This window comes from Psychrobacter cibarius, assembly GCA_030686115.1.
Taxonomy (GTDB): Bacteria; Pseudomonadota; Gammaproteobacteria; order Pseudomonadales; family Moraxellaceae; genus Psychrobacter; species Psychrobacter cibarius_C.
In genome coordinates, this window is sequence record CP131612.1 from 1,357,678 (window position 1) to 1,372,349 (window position 14,672).

Annotated in this window: 12 protein-coding genes; 4 read left to right on the forward strand and 8 right to left on the reverse strand. The window is 41.8% G+C overall.

Annotated elements, in window-relative coordinates; translation table 11 throughout:
• Positions 1-525 precede the first annotated feature (525 nt).
• The 3 genes from Q6344_05745 to Q6344_05755 all read left to right on the forward strand — a co-directional run bounded on the left by Q6344_05745 (position 526) and on the right by Q6344_05755 (position 6,099).
• Positions 526-1,809 carry a hemolysin family protein gene (locus Q6344_05745; protein WLG15152.1) on the forward strand — a complete coding sequence of 428 codons (1,284 nt, stop codon included), beginning with the start codon at positions 526-528 and terminating at the stop codon, positions 1,807-1,809.
• A 445-nt stretch (positions 1,810-2,254) separates the two neighbouring features.
• Positions 2,255-2,749, forward strand: coding sequence for a nuclear transport factor 2 family protein (locus Q6344_05750; protein ID WLG14839.1), 495 nt, complete (start codon positions 2,255-2,257; stop codon positions 2,747-2,749).
• 350 nt (positions 2,750-3,099) lie between these two features.
• Complete coding sequence (locus tag Q6344_05755; GenBank protein WLG14840.1) at positions 3,100-6,099, forward strand: LysM peptidoglycan-binding domain-containing protein; 3,000 nt, start codon at positions 3,100-3,102, stop codon at positions 6,097-6,099.
• A gap of 139 nt (positions 6,100-6,238) precedes the next feature.
• Here the strand turns inward: Q6344_05755 and Q6344_05760 are convergent, their stop codons facing one another.
• Both Q6344_05760 and Q6344_05765 read right to left on the reverse strand, forming a co-directional pair.
• Entirely contained in the window at positions 6,239-7,447 is a 1,209-nt protein-coding gene (locus Q6344_05760) for a transglycosylase SLT domain-containing protein (protein WLG14841.1), read from the reverse strand.
• A gap of 1,075 nt (positions 7,448-8,522) precedes the next feature.
• Positions 8,523-9,356, reverse strand: coding sequence for a Nif3-like dinuclear metal center hexameric protein (locus tag Q6344_05765; protein ID WLG14842.1), 834 nt, complete (start codon positions 9,354-9,356; stop codon positions 8,523-8,525).
• A 317-nt stretch (positions 9,357-9,673) separates the two neighbouring features.
• Between Q6344_05765 and Q6344_05770 the strand changes: the two genes are divergently transcribed.
• The gene (locus tag Q6344_05770; GenBank protein WLG14843.1) at positions 9,674-11,002 is read left to right on the forward strand and encodes a trypsin-like peptidase domain-containing protein; all 1,329 of its coding nucleotides are present in this window, start codon (positions 9,674-9,676) and stop codon (positions 11,000-11,002) included.
• Positions 11,003-11,128: 126 nt separating this feature from the next.
• Here Q6344_05770 and yfaE read toward each other — a convergent pair whose 3' ends face one another.
• The 6 genes from yfaE to Q6344_05800 form a co-directional block, all read right to left on the reverse strand.
• Positions 11,129-11,395 (reverse strand): class I ribonucleotide reductase maintenance protein YfaE, encoded by a 267-nt coding sequence (gene yfaE, locus Q6344_05775; GenBank protein ID WLG14844.1) that lies wholly within the window; start codon positions 11,393-11,395, stop codon positions 11,129-11,131.
• Positions 11,396-11,481: 86 nt separating this feature from the next.
• Complete coding sequence (gene nrdB, locus Q6344_05780) at positions 11,482-12,615, reverse strand: class Ia ribonucleoside-diphosphate reductase subunit beta (protein WLG14845.1); 1,134 nt, start codon at positions 12,613-12,615, stop codon at positions 11,482-11,484.
• Positions 12,616-12,692: 77 nt separating this feature from the next.
• On the reverse strand, positions 12,693-13,076 hold the full coding sequence (locus Q6344_05785; GenBank protein WLG14846.1) for a hypothetical protein: 384 nt from the start codon (positions 13,074-13,076) through the stop codon (positions 12,693-12,695).
• A gap of 40 nt (positions 13,077-13,116) precedes the next feature.
• Positions 13,117-13,404, reverse strand: coding sequence for a type II toxin-antitoxin system RelE/ParE family toxin (locus tag Q6344_05790; GenBank protein ID WLG14847.1), 288 nt, complete (start codon positions 13,402-13,404; stop codon positions 13,117-13,119).
• A complete protein-coding gene (locus tag Q6344_05795; protein WLG14848.1) occupies positions 13,394-13,645 on the reverse strand; it encodes a type II toxin-antitoxin system Phd/YefM family antitoxin in 252 nt (83 codons plus the stop codon). The genes Q6344_05790 and Q6344_05795 overlap by 11 nt, the downstream gene beginning before the upstream one ends.
• Before the next feature lie 210 nt (positions 13,646-13,855).
• The gene (locus Q6344_05800; protein ID WLG14849.1) at positions 13,856-14,437 is read right to left on the reverse strand and encodes an SEC-C metal-binding domain-containing protein; all 582 of its coding nucleotides are present in this window, start codon (positions 14,435-14,437) and stop codon (positions 13,856-13,858) included.
• Between the last annotated feature and the right edge of the window lie 235 nt (positions 14,438-14,672).

Consider the following 14,672-nt stretch of genomic DNA (forward strand, 5'->3'; position numbering starts at 1 on the left):
AGTCATAGATAATAATAAAATTAAACGCATAGTAACAAAAAATCCCAGACTTGGTAACTGTTAATCATAGGCTGAGTATGTTTTTCTTAAGGTAATGGCATGCTAGCGGTCATTACTTTTCGCAGCAATATTTTTACCACATCATATAAGTGACGCCAAAGCGCTGAGAGTATAACAAAATTCAAGCAGCGAATGGATGCTAGGTAGTAGTAGCGTAGCAAAAGGTATGGTCAAGGATACCAAAAAACAAAGACTTAACAATAGCGTCTTATTGTGAAATGGCATCATCAATGCTACTATCAAATGGCAATAATCCCCTGCATTTAGCGCACAGTTTATTAGTATATAATAGATCCTATTATCTGCTGCTAAATCAGTTTTGAGCAGCGAGTTACCATCGTTTTAGCAGATAACTAATAGCTAGTTAATCATGTTTGTTTTTAGTGATTTAGTATCGTTTGCTCATTATATTATTATCCCTTTTACTTTTTTCTGTTTAGGTTACCTAACTTGTTTACCACTTTTATGTTTGTACCTCGTTTATGTCGTCCGCGCGCTTGTAAAGAAGCGTCTGCTAAACCTCCTCCGACATCACGCTATTCAAAGCGTCTTCGTCGTACCAATTCAATTGCTGGGTTATCAGCGCTGACGGCGATGCTGCTATTGCCATATCCAGCTTTTGCCGCTGATGCTTTAGCAGAGCCGACCGCGATCAGTGTGTTATTACTCATACTTTTTGTGGTTGTCGCCATCGGTATCTCGTTTGTCTGTTCATTGGCTGAGTCTGCATTACTGAGCATGACGCCGTCTTATATCGCTGATGTTCAAGAAAGCAATCCGAAAAAAGCAAATATGCTAAGACGCTTAAAGGTTGATAACATCGATCAGTCATTGGCGGCTATTTTGACTTTGAATACAGTGGCTCATACATTAGGTTCTATCGGTGCTGGTGCCCAAGCCACGATTGTGTTTGGTAGTGCATGGTTTGGACTGTTTTCTGCCATTATGACCTTGGCGATTTTATTTTTATCTGAAATTATTCCAAAAACGCTTGGGACACTATACTGGCGTCAACTAAGCGGTATGGTCGCTTATTTCGTGCGAGGCATTATCCTGCTGTTGTATCCACTTATTTGGATCTCAGAAAAGTTAACCAAATTGCTAGTACGTGGCAAAGAACCCCAAGCATTCAGTCGTCGTGAATTTGCGGCACTTGCCAGTATCGGTGAAGAGTCAGGACAGATTGACCCATTAGAATCGCGCATTATTCGCAATTTACTGGCATTTGGTGCGATTAAAGTCGAAGATATCATGACCCCGCGTTCGGTGATGTTGGCGTTTGAAGAAAACAAAACAGTCGCTGAATTATTGGTTGATCGCCCAAAATTGACATTTTCACGACTGCCAATTTATGATGGTGACTTAGATAACATCACAGGTTTTGTATTAAAAACAGACATGTTATTAGCAAAAGTAAATCATGCGATGCACAAGCCATTGACTCAGTTCAAACGTGACATTACTTTTGTTTTTTCAAAAATGAAACTGTTTGATTTGTTAGAGCTGATGCTAAAAAACCGTATTCATATCGCTATTACAGTCGGTGAGTATGGCGAAGTCAAAGGTTTGGTTACTTTAGAAGATGTGTTTGAGACTTTATTGGGACTTGAGATTGTGGATGAAATAGACCGCGTCGAAGACATGCAAGCACTGGCTCGACAAATGATGGACAGACGAGTAGAGCGATTGGGTATGAAGCTTAGTGATGATGAACAACAATACGAAGATAATAGTACGGACGCTAAGTAAGATTCCGTTTGGCTTATTAAATTGAGATTAGATTGACAGAAAGTTAATCAAAACTGGAGCAAAAACTGAGCTGTGTACTGCGTAAGAGGCTCAGTTAGTATATTTTGTATTTATGATAACGATGGGCAGTGACTCATATTTTCAGAAATAATTGTGCCATATGGTTGGTATTTTAGTATTCGCAATAATTACACAGGGTGTCACATAGCTGTGAGAATTGAATGATAGTCTCACTCTATGGTAAAAGTACGCTGTCATCATTAATAAGTAGGTGATGATTAAACAGATATTTTTTACTATTAAAATGAAGAGGGCACACGCTAGCAAGTGCTCGCTTCATTTATCATGATGTTAATGAGTAATAAACGACTACTATATTTAATCAATAAAAAACGTTAGTCATCAAAAGATGGCAACAACGATAACAGCATTGCTAAGGATTATGATGAAACGATTATGGGGAAAAGGGCTTTTGGCATTATTGCTAAAAAGTGCCAGCGTGGCGGCGGTAGTGGCCGTTGTAAGTACTGTGAGTATCAGTGCACAAGCGGCAGCCATGACCGAAGCTTTGGTGCAGAACTATATAGCAGCAATGAAGTCATCAGCGAATAGCCAAAATGTCAATCAGGTCGCGCGTCTTGTCTCTGACGATGCACTGATTTCATTATCTAGAAAAGGTAAGTCTACCAGTTTAGATAAAGATGCTTATTTGAAGTTGTTGCAAAATAGTTGGAATAACACCTCTAATTACCGTTATGATATTTCTGTGGATAACATCGTCATTACGGGCGATCAGGCCAAAGCCAATGTAACGACCAATGAGAGCTGGGTAAAAGATGGTAAAAATGTCTCATTTGTCACCACTTCAAGAGTGACGCTGACGTTATCGACTGGTAATGCGGTGCTGCTACGTGCCGTATCACAAGTAACGATTAATTAATCGTTACTCGACCAATAACCCAGTACTAGCTAGTCAGCAATTAGTCATTATCAACAATTAGGTATTAATGGATAAGCATTGATTAAGAAACGTCTTTATCAGTGGATGATCAAAAAAGATAGTGCATTAATCAGGCTCTTCGAAGGCAAAGCATTCCATCATTAATAACTATGCAGATTCACAATGTTGAATAATTAAATGATTGATTGCATTTCGTGAATGGTCTGAAAATCGACTCAACTTATGATGATTATCTTTTTATATTAGACTGGTCTTTGCTTCACATTGCATACTATACTAGCAAGCAACTTTATCTTATCACTTTCTGTCGTTAGGAAACTTCCAATATCATGTCTACTGTGCTATCAAAATCTCGCTCATTTATTGCGTTGCCATTGACGCTTGCGGTATCAACTCTACTTATCAGTGCTTGTAGCAATACGTCAGCGGTAAAAAAGGGTGCGACCAATAGCTCATCTGTTATTACTAAACGCCCAGCTACTAAAGCGCCTGCAGCAAGCAGCAGTACGGACTATTCAACGGCATATTTAGATGCAGATAGCTTGGATGAGTTAGCCGATTTACTCGAAGCCACTGACATGACTATGGTGGAAGGCAACAAACTTGCTATTCAGCAGTATGGTGATTTATGGAGTCGCTTACGTGCTGGCTATCGTATGAATGGCGGTCAGCCGACTTATAATCAGCGTATTGAAGGGCAAAAAAGCTGGTTTACCAGTCGACAAGACTATTTAAACCGTTTGACTGCACGTGCCAGTCGCTATATCTATCACACCGTACGAGAAGCTGAGCGTCGTAATATCCCGACAGAGCTGGCTTTATTACCTGTTATTGAGAGCTCTTACGATCCAAGCGGTACCAGTAGTGCGGCAGCAGCAGGCTTATGGCAGTTCATTCCAAGTACGGGTCGTATTTATGGTTTGAATCAAAGCAGTACCTATGATGGTCGCCGTGATGTCATCGAATCAACTCGCGCCGCTTATGACTTCTTGACCGCACTACATAATCAGTTTGGCAGTTGGGAGTTAGCATTGGCCGCTTATAATGCGGGTCCTGGTCGCGTGCAAAAGGCCATTGATGCTAATAGAGCTCAGGGTTTACCGACAGATTATTGGTCTCTGAGATTGCCTACTGAAACGATGAACTACGTGCCGCGCTTCTTGGCGGTAGCAGAAATTGTTGCTAAGCCTGAGCAATATGGTGTCTACTTGCCTGCTATTGCCAACCGTCAGCATTTCCGTAGTGTGCCAGTGAATTATGGCGTGAGCTTAGCTGAAGTCGCACAAATGACAGGCGTTAGTTACGACGAATTAGAAAGGTTAAATACGGCCTTAACGTCAGGGCGTGTAGATTCTTCTGGTCCCCAGCGTATTATTATTCCTAATGATGTGAGTCTTAATACCGATGCTAAATTGAGCTCATTGAGAGGCAATGGTACGGGCAATATACTGGCATCGAGTAATACAAGCACACCAAGTAGCACGACCACGACGCCAAGCTATAACAACAAACCCTATACTGGCTCCTCATTACCATCGACAGGTAGCGCCTTGGCTGATTATGCTGCAAGTGCTAGTGTGCCGCAGCAAACGACCAGTTATATATCACCGTCAGCCACGCCTACTAGCAGCTCTGTCTACAGTAATAACGCCTCGGTGCGTACTGAGCCACCATTGAGCACGGCAGAAACCAACAAGATCAATGCTGAGCTAAAAAGCAGCAACAGTCTACCGACCACCTCTGCTCAGATTACACAGAATAATACGATTGTCCAAGAACCACCACTGAGCAAAGAAGAGCGTGATTTTATTGCCAATCAAATTCGCAGTAACACGCCTGAAACCAATGTAATCAATGCTGATGGTAATATTAATTTATCCGCAGTACAGACACAGCAGTCTATTCTAGAAGCCAGTGGCGAAGAGAAAAAGCTTAGCTTTGCAAAAACATCAGTAAGCAAGCCAAAACCGCAAGGTACACGTACCACTTATACCGTCAAGCGTGGTGATACCTTGTCTAATATCGCCAGCCGTGCGGGTGTCAGTTGGCGCGATATCGCTGAATGGAATCAAATAGATGCCAGCTCTAAGCTGCTATCAGGCAGTACCTTATACTTATATAATGCAAAAACCATCGAACCGTTGAGCACAGCTAACAATACCGCGGCAAGCCAACCAGAGAGCTATGTAGTACAAAGTGGCGATACGCTGATTGGTACTGCTAACCGCTTTGGTCTATCGGTGACTCAGTTGGCAACATACAATAATTTGAGTAGTAGAGCGGATTTACTACGCGGTCAAAAGCTATGGCTGATACCAGGTAAGGTGACTGCGCCAGTGACCACACCTGCCGCTCCCTCGACCAAGCCAAGTAAATCAAGCACCGCTACTAAGAACTATAAAGTAAAAGCGGGCGATGGATTGATTGCTCTCGCACGTCAGTTTAGTGTTTCAACTGATACACTTGCCAGCCTCAATAATATGAGCACTACAAGCTCACTATATGTTGGTCAAACGCTAAAAGTACCTGCAAGTGTCGATTTCGATGCAGCAAACACCTCAAGCTCTAGTAGCCGTAACAGTAGCTCAAGTTCGGTGGCAACCACCAATTACAAAGTAAAATCTGGCGATACTTTGATCGGCATTGCCAATAGCGTGGGTATCAGTCCAGCTGAGCTTGCGGCGGTGAATAGCAACTTTGATGCAAAAGCACGCTTACAACGTGGTCAAACCATCAAAGTACCCGTGTCTAAAGGATTGGTTGATCGTCAGCTAAATGATAAAACTGTCAGTTATAAAGTAAAATCAGGCGATACGTTAACAGGCGTGGCTCAACGTTATAATATCGGTCTTAGTGACTTGGCAACAGCGAACAACCTGAAAACCAACTCTAATTTGATACTCGGTCGTACGATTACGATTCCTGCCAGTGGCAGCGTTGTAACGACCTCTAGTAGCAATAATCAAAGCAGTAGTTCGGCTAGTAGCACTGCCGCGACTAGCACAGCGAGCAGTGGCAAAAAATTGGGCAACACCGAGAGCTATAAAGTTAAATCTGGTGATGGTTTGATTGCTTTGGCACGTCAATTTGGTGTTTCGATAGACGACTTGGCTGCGACCAACGATCTCGCGACCAATGCCCAATTACAGCGTGGGCAAACGCTTAAAGTACCAAAGCTCACAGTGAGTTACACCGTTGGGTCAGGAGACAGTTTGATTGGCTTAGCACGTAAATATGGCGTCTCTACGCAAGAGTTGGCTGAGATGAATAATATCGCGGCGGATACGATGCTACAGCGCGGTCAGCGCCTGACCGTACCTAATCGTTAAGAGTAAGTGGCTTAGTGAAATAATAGCCAAGTAAATACGATTAAGACAGATCATTCTGCACAAAAAAGCTGCTCTTTATAAGAGCAGCTTTTTTTATCTGTGACATTCAATTCTCAAAAGATCTAATAATATTTATCAACTAGACGGTTTGAGTTTTTATAGTCTCAAGATAACTTCTAATATTGCTAACATAATGCATCGCTTGACCATAACGACTATTGGCAGCTTTATTATCAGCTAAGTACGCATAAACGTTCGCCCAGCTTTTATCATCAATACCTTGATCTCGCAGTTTACGCTGAATACTCTTTACTGCATTTGGTCCCATGTTGTAGCCGGCAAGCGCAAACCAAATACGATCTGTCTTTGGCACATCAGCAAAGTCATCTTTCATTTGCTCTAAATAACGCGCGCCGCCGCCGATACTTTGGTAGGGATCGACGCGATCTGAGACGCCCATTGCTTTGGCTGTATTATTGGTCAACATCATAAGCCCACGCACGCCCGTTGGCGATACGGCATTGGCATCAAGGTGTGATTCTTGATAACCCATGGCCACCAATAATTCCCAATCATGATTATAATTGCGTGCTTGCTCTTCAAAAGACGATTGATAATCAGGCAGTTTTTCGGTCAACGTTTTTTGGAAATGATCTTGGCTATAGGCATCTTTTAGCAAGTTTTGATTGTAAAAGGCAGCAAGTTTTTGTGTGTTTTTCAGCTTAATACTGTCACATAAAAAGTAACTGGCTTTTTGTGATAATGGGTCATTGGATGAATTGAACGTCCAACTGACTTTTGGATGTAAACCATTCTTTGTTAAGCTGGCGTCATAGCCGCAACTGATGTTGATAGACGATAAGTTAAACTTGCTCTTTAACTGCGTACTGGCCGTTGTTAATGCCATGTCTACCTCGCCCGATCTCAGCGCCTTTAGGGCAGTTTCTTCATTGGCATACGCTTTTAGATCGATATCAACGCCAAGCTCGTCAGCATAAGTACGTACCAAATCAAAACCAAAGCCATGTTGAAAACCGTCAGTCGCAAAATAAGTGCTGTCACCGGGGACGGCAGCGATGGTTAACGTGCTTTCTAGCATGACGTTATCATAGGCTGGCACTGGCGCACGCATCGTCGTCAGACTCTCAGCAGGTAAAGAGAGAAGGGCAATACTAGAAATTTGCGCAAGCTTTTTGGTTCTAGAAAAACGACTCGATGTCGTCGGGGTAACGGATGAAACGATGTTACTTTCAGTGTTCGGTAGGCGTTTAGATGGACGCAGTAAATAAGAAATACGGCGTCTAGCCCCTTGCGCAGATACTTTCACACGATAAGTAATACGCTGCATGGATGTCTCCTGATTTTAGCCATCCTGCTTACCGTAAAACGCTTATGAATGTATGCTTATAAAGTAGTCATACATCGATGTCGCATTTTAGACAACCACGCACTTCTTAATAGGATAAGTGCGTCGTCATCTTGCTTAATAATAGTGCCGCTAATGAATTTTTATCAGATGTAGCGGTGCAGTTTTTAATTAGCTGGTTATCTACTGGCGTATTCGGCGTATCAGGTAAGAGGGCTAAAAAATCTCTCAAAATATCAATATAAAACATCGATATAAAGTATCAATACAAAATGATGAACGCACAACACCGCGAAGGATATAAATCGGATGATTCCTTCATCGATGCATAGATAGGGCTAAGAATTAAACAACTATATATTAAACATAGGTAAGGTCATGAACTAAGTTATTGAGACAAAACGTAGAATGAGCGGGGTGCTTATGCACTCAGCTTTTCTGTGCTGATATTAATGACCATGTCCTCTTTAAATCATTTGTAATAGAGTCAACAGTGATTAATTTTTTGTCCAGCAATAAGGGTAAGCAAGTCGCTATTTTCATTATTAATAAAAAAATGAGAGAAAATTTACTCAAACATTCTATCAATCAGCGGTTGCTAACCCAGTATCGCGACACTTAAATCAAGATAGACCATGCTGCTGAAAATATATCACGCACAGTGTATCTATTAGTGAACCGTCCAAAACCTCGCTATCTACATGACGTCAATAGCTATACGACATAGTGAAATTTTAGGCGGTTATACTCATTTAAGTACCATAACCGGAAGCTGTAATAAATGGGAAGCCTCATGACAAGACATTCTTTCTTCGGATATTAATATGCGGATATTCCTTGGATTATTCAAGTGTGGTTAAGAAATTAGCGATAAAACTTAACAATTGGGCTATAGACGGTTAAAAAGGCCATTATTATTGATACACTATTGAAAATTGAAGCCGCAAAAATTATGTATATTGGACAACCATACTGATTGTTATTAGCCTTGTTTTCTGAAAATTATTCTAAATTTAGATAGCTATTAGATAGCTATGAGTAGAGTTGAGGACACAGCTTAAGCAGGGTTATCAATATCTACAAAGGTCACGGGTATGCCAAATGCTTGAGAAACTATGTGACCGAGTGCTTGAATACCGCCGCGTTCTGTCGCGTGATGTCCACAAGCGAAATAATCAATGCCCAGCTCACGGGCAATATGGGTGGTACGTTCTGATATTTCGCCAGAGATAAAGGCGTCACAGCCCATCAATGCAGCTTGTTCGATCATATCCTGTGCGCCGCCCGTACAAATGCCCACGTGTTCGATAATTCTGTTATTATCGATATGAGCGCTTGTACTATTCGGTGCGCTATAATTGGCAGAGATATGCAATGGCAATCGTCCTAGCGTCTGAGTAATGTGAGTAATGAGGCTTTGAGCATTCTGCGGGGTACAAGTGGCGATATTACCCACTGGATGAGACTCACTAGGGTATAAAGCGCCGATAACGGTCATGTTTAATGCGTCAGCCAGCTTGGCATTATTACCAATGACGGGATGGGCATCGAGCGGCAGATGATAACCAATCAAAGAGATACCATGCTGCATAAGTTTACGGATACGCTGACCTTTCATACCAGTGATGGGGGCAGGTTCGCCTTTCCAAAAATAACCATGATGCACCATAATGGCGTCTGCATTGTCAGCAATAGCTGCATCAATCAACGCCTCACAAGCCGTTACACCAGTGATGATTCGTTTGATAGGTCGACCCCCATCTACTTGTAAACCATTAGGGGCATAATCTTTAAAAGCATCTGCTGATAAATAGTCATCACAGAATGTGGTCAGCGCTTGAACGGTAATGGCGGTGTTTGAGGGCTCGGTTGCGATATTGTGTGTGGTCATGGTATTCCCTTATAATTGATTCAGTGGCGCAAGCATTTATGGCTAACATGTGGCTTTTGATAATGAGTATTTTAACATGTGGCTACACTAGGATAGATAATCCTACTCACTGAAATGGTACACGATACGTTACAACTGGGTAGTATTGGCGGTTATAATTTATACATGTAAGCGTGCCGTACAGATAGTGCATAAAAAAGTAGCTATACAGTGGGCTGTAAATGTTTGGTAAATGCTGCTCAATGCGTCCTAATATCTACCATGCTTCTTACCTTATTTATCTTCGTCTGTTTGTATCAAATTTATAGAGGTTTTATATGTCGTCATCTCGGAACACCAGCAGCAAGGCGTCTGTATTAAAATGGTTACCTTGGGTTTTATTGCTAGTCGTGATTGCCGCATTTATTTGGTTGTTTGCGAGTATGAAGACGGCATCAGAGCAGGCATGGGAGCCGCCCAGAACCACACCTGCTGAGCAGCAAGCGTCAGCACCGGTTTCTGATACACCTGCAGCGATTTCTTCTTATCATAATGCGGTTGCTCGCGCCTCACAATCAGTCGTGAATATCTACACCACGCAAACGATGGCAGAGCATCCTTATATGAATGATCCTGTATTGCGCCGCTTTTTTGAGTTCCATGGTGCACCGTCAGAAGAGCAGGGCAATACCAATTTAGGCTCTGGGGTGATTGTCTCAGAAGATGGCTATATCGTGACCAATGCCCATGTGATCGAAAAAGCCGATGAAATTACGGTCGCATTTAATGATGGTCGTAAGAGCCGCGCTAGAATCGTTGGCACAGATCCAGACAGTGATTTGGCAGTGATTAAAGTAGATATGACTGGTTTGGCACCACTTGGTTTCCGTAAAGAACCTATCCGAGTTGGCGATGTTGCATTAGCGATTGGTAATCCGTTCGGTGTCGGTCAAACGGTAACGCAAGGAATTATCTCAGCAACAGGACGTACTGGGCTTGGGGTCAACAAGTTTGAAGACTTTATCCAGACCGATGCAGCGATTAACCCAGGTAATTCGGGCGGCGCACTCGTTGATGCTTTTGGTGAATTAATTGGTATTAATACGGCTATTTACTCACGCTCTGGCGGCTCTATGGGTATCGGTTTTGCTATTCCTACCGCTATCGTTGAGCAAGTGATGAATGCCATTATCAAAGATGGTAAGGTGAGCCGTGGTTGGTTGGGGATTGAGATACAGTCACAGTTACGTGACCCAACTCAGCTTGAAACCTCGACTGGGGTAGAAGTGCTTAATGTCGTTCCTAAGAGTCCTGCTGCGAAGAGTGGTCTTCGTATCGGCGATATTATTTTGACGATTGACGGCGTTGAGATGACGGATGCCAATACCTTGATTCAGTATGTCGCTCGTAAAGCACCGAATACCACGCTGAATGCGCAAATATTACGCCGTGGTAAAAATGCGCAAGTCAAAATACTGTTAGAAGAGCGTCCAGCGCAAGAGCCGATGGAACGTCCGGTTGTGATTCTTGATGAAAATGTTGGTGGTATAGAAGATCCAAATCTACAAGGTGAGAGACAAGACGTACCGATGATGTCAGAAGCCGAGCGTGACCGTATGCGTGAAGAGCTGTTGCAGTTATTTGAAAGAGATGGTGCGCCTTTATAAGGTCATTCTTCATCACATAAAGCTTAATCAAAATGGCTTGAAGGATTTATAGACAATAAAAAAGCGCGTTATCTTGAAGATAACGCGCTTTTTGTTTCGACTTTTTTAGCACTATTTTTGTTAGTACTACTCTATAGTAGGCTCGTGATTGATGTAAATCACACCCTGTACACGACAACAGCAGGGCAGTATCTCGTCTTCATCAATCATGGCAAGGGGCGCAAACGGATAGTCAATGACGTGTGAGCTGGCGATACGCTTGATGCGACAGCTGCCACAATAGCCTTCTTTACATTGATAATTGATATCATGTCCGGTGCGTAGCAATCCATCAAGCAAGCTTTCGTCATCATGCAAGTAAAATTGCTTCTTACTCGTCATTACCCAAGTCATAGTCTTATCCTGTTTGTTTCCCTATCATTCTGTACTTTCTAAACAATACTCTTTCAAAAACTATTTTTTAAATGAACACATAAGTTCTAAAGCTCAAAATCATCAAAATCGCTGTCTGATAAATCTGAGTCAATTTGACCCACCAAGTATGAGCTGATTTCCGTCTCTTGCGGTGCCACTTGTACGTTGTCAGATGACAACCATGTGTTAATCCACGGGATTGGGTTTGATTTAGAATTCGGGAATGCGACTGGTAAGCCAACCGCTTCCATACGTAAATTGGTGATATATTCGATATATTGGCACAGAATGTCTTTATTGAGACCAATCATTGAGCCGTCTTTGAACAGATAGCCTGCCCATTCTTTTTCTTGCTCAGCCGCTTTACGAAATATCTCGATGCTTTCTTCATAGCACTCTTTGGCAATGTCGACCATCTCAGGATCATCACGACCGATGCGCATGAGGTTAAGAATATGCTGCGTGCCCGTTAAATGTAGCGCCTCATCACGAGCAATCAATTTAATAATCTTGGCATTACCTTCCATTAACTTACGCTCGGCAAAGGCAAACGAGCAAGCGAATGACACATAAAAGCGAATGGCTTCTAAGACGTTGACTGCCATCAAGCACAAGTAAAGCTGCTTTTTCAGCGATTTTAAATCGACGGTAATTTGCTTACCATTGATCGTGTGCGTGCCTGCACCGTATAGGTTGTATAGCGATGAGTTATAATACAAGTCATCGTAGTACTTGGCGATGTCTGCGGCGCGCTCTAGGATATGATCGTTTTGCATAATGTCATCAAAGACGATAGCAGGGTCATTGATAATATTACGAATGATATGGGTATAGCTGCGCGAGTGAATGGTCTCAGAAAACGTCCACGTCTCAATCCATGTCTCAAGCTCAGGAATCGATACCAGTGGCAATAGCACGACGTTTGGGCTACGACCTTGGATAGAGTCGAGTAGCGTTTGATACTTCAGATTACTGATAAAGATATGCTGCTCATGTGACGACAGATTGCCGTAGTCCATACGATCACGTGACACATCGACTTCTTCTGGACGCCAAAAGAACGACAGTTGCTTTTCAATCAATTGCTCAAAGATAGGGTGCTTTTGTTGGTCGTAACGCGCCACGTTGACCGGATTACCAAAAAACATCGGCTCTGTTAGCGCATTGTTTGGCGTTTGGGAAAAAATCGAATAAGTCATGAGACTGCCTTTATCATTGATATGGTTATTAAGTTATAGGGTTTTGACTAGATTTGGTTTTATTGGATAGGATTATATTACAAGTTCTCTAAAGATATCTGTTCTGACGTCTGTCCATCATTCATATACGCTTTAAATATCTCACTCAGCTCGCTATCGTCCAAACCTTCCAATTCATCGATCGCACTCTTACGCAGCGCACTCAAGCCATCATCATCTGATAGTTGCTGCATTTCTTTCTGTACGTCTTTTTTAGTCGCTCTCTTTACTGGTTTTTTCAATACTTTTGTGGCGACTTTCTTTAATGCTTCTGGTTTTTCTGCTATGCCTTCGCCTAATTGCTCACGGACGTCTGCGATGTCGACTTCCACTTGTACGATATGCGAGCCACCATCGTTTAGGTCGGAAAACACGTTTGGGATAAACAAACCACCGTCTTTGATGATTGCGGTATATTGCACGTCTATGACCTCCGTCATTTTTATTCTGTCTGTGTTTTAATTATGGTTGGCGTGTCGCAAGCGCATCATATACTTTGTTATTCTCTCTTTTACCTACTGCTAATACATAAACCACGACTACATCATCTTTGACGGTATATACTAGACGATAGCCTATGGTGCGTAGTTTGATTTTATAGGCATCGGTATGTACTGAGAGTTTTGACGCAGGAACACGCGGATTTGCTAGCCGCTGCTGTAATTTTTTCTTGAACTGCTGCTGAATACTGGGCGCTAACTTTTTCCATTCTTTTAACGCGAGAGGATGAAACTCAAGATTATAAGTCATCCAACGTTACCTTTATAGGTGTTTGACCGTCATTCATCCGTGCGCTAACGGTTTGACTTAATGCCATATCGTCCATTGCTTCCATCATGCGCTCAAACATATCTGTGGAAACCAAGTAAGCCACAGGTTTATTGTGGTTTAAAATAGCAATAGACTCACCGTCTGACTGTTTAATCAGTGCCGAAGGGTTGGTCTTTAGTTCTGAGATACTGGCTGTCTGTGTCGCAAATATCGGTTGCATGATTCATTCTCCGCTAATATTACGCTCTAAATATAGGGACAATATTAGCACGAAAATTAGGTCATATTTGTTACTGTATTAATTTTAAATGTTTTAAGTAGCCAATCCCGCCTATAGCTATAGTTGGGGCTAAAAAGCCTTGTTAGGGTATAGTTAGATTTTCTTATCAAATATTTGTATAAGCTATACTAAGTTTGTATATTTATATGCTCAAGGTAAACAACATTTCTTAAATTTTTTCCCACTACCACATGTACATAGCTCATTTCTACCGATCTTTTTTTCCGCCTTAACTTTAGGAGTAGAGCTATTAGAGCTTTGAGCTTCTGATGTTGGATAATAAACATTGTTGATAACAGTATTAATTTCAATCTTCGAAGAACTACTAGATTGAGTTTGGCTCATTATCAAAGATATAATTGTGAGTAATATGGTTATAAATCCATATAATTCGGAACGGTTTGTTGGAAGTAAATCTTTTATTGATGAAAGTTCAGGAATTTCCTCATCTACTTCTCTACCTATAGACTTTGAATCGAAATTGTTATTCTTTGCACGTTCCAGTATAGAAGCCAACTTTTTTAATTCGATTAGACTCCTTTCGGGTCCGCTAAGAAATTCGATTGTATTTCCAATAGAGTTGTACACACCATCAGGTATATGTCCCTTACCGCCACATACAGGACATGGTCCTGCGCGACAATTACTAAAAGAGATATTAGTAGAATTAATTGCGCTAAAACCTGAAGGAAAAATATTGCCACAGTTATCGCAAACAGCTGGAACATTCATATAAAACACCCAATTATAATATTGCCTTTATAAATGCATAATTATTTAAAGCAAACTTTACTAAACAGCGGGCTTAACTCAAAAGCCAAACCCGCCATTCATCACTTGCTTAAATCTTACACGCACCACCAGCACAATCATCTTCCATATCCGCTTGCGCATCGTTCGCACCATCACGAGTGTTATGGTAATACAAAGTTTTCACGCTCATTCTATAAGCCGTCGACAAATCTTT